This window comes from Pseudomonas sp. URIL14HWK12:I12, from assembly GCF_003097135.1.
Classification (GTDB): domain Bacteria; phylum Pseudomonadota; class Gammaproteobacteria; order Pseudomonadales; family Pseudomonadaceae; genus Aquipseudomonas.
Genome location: NZ_QEQL01000022.1, coordinates 1 through 1,111 on the forward strand (window position 1 = coordinate 1; position 1,111 = coordinate 1,111).

At 51.2% G+C, this 1,111-nt stretch carries 1 protein-coding gene; it reads right to left on the reverse strand.

The annotated features are described in order from the left end of the window. A partial coding sequence (locus F474_RS22770; protein ID WP_165830367.1) for a hypothetical protein occupies positions 1–1,111 on the reverse strand: 1,111 nt, incomplete at both ends.

Consider the following 1,111-nt stretch of genomic DNA (forward strand, 5'->3'; position numbering starts at 1 on the left):
ACCTGGCGCTCGTTGCGCTTGACGGTGCGATAACCGTAGAGGATCAGGCCCAGTGGGTTGCCATGGGCGTCACACTGGTATTCGGCCATCAGCGGCGGCGGGGCCTCGGCGGGGATGTCGGGGCAGGACAACGCTGGGAACTGATCGAGTTTTTTCGCAAGGTCTGGGGTTAAAGTATTCGCCCCTTTGGCTGAGTAATAGCAGCGGTAGGAGATTTTATTTTCAGATGAGGTGATCTTTTTGATTTCGTGATCGGGGGTGTAGTCGACAGTCTGCGTGCGCATGCTGAATGCGCTTGCTTTCGTTGAGTTGGGCGTTTGCTTCAAACCCAGGTGGCCAGGCGCTTTTTTATAAAGTTCCGAGCAGCCGATATCCTGCAACAGGCCATGCAGGTAGTGAACACCCATGACCATTTTCAGGAAAAAACCGAACGGGGTATCGGCAATTGGCGAAGCAAGCGTTGTAACCGCATAGGCGCCTGCTTTGGTCAATAGATCGGGAAGCCCCCCCTGCAAGAATGCGTCTCGATACTCAATGGGTACAGCTGTACCCATTAACGCACGGAGGGTATCAAGCTCAGATATCGCCGCCCCCCCATCAGAAGTCATGAATTTCTCCATAATAACGAAGCTCGTCGAGCCATTTAATACAAGATCTGGACTCGCCAATCCAGGCATTGACGCCATGGCAGAACCAACTTCAAGTAACTTCGATTGGACACGCATTTGCAGATGATACATAAACTTAAAGTCGACCGAATCACCAACTTTGCCGTCGTCTTTCAGTTCAAGTCTAGTACTCTCTATGTTGGAAGACCAAAACTTCTCAGCGGCGGCCAGCAATGTTTCATAGTGTGGCTCCCCATTGAAGGACTTTTTATAAAGAAGCTCACGACTCCAGGCCTGACGATCTCCAACACTTGGCATCCATGGGGCTTTAACCAAGCCATCAATAGTGCGACACAATGCTTCAGTGGAGGCCGTGAGATCACATATAGTGCCATTGCGTGACCCTGCTTCATTTTGCATCTCCAGTTTCAGCACATCTGAAGTGGCACGGACCGCAACCCCCATTACGCCCCCCGCCTTGAATTCTTTGAATTCTTTAGCCT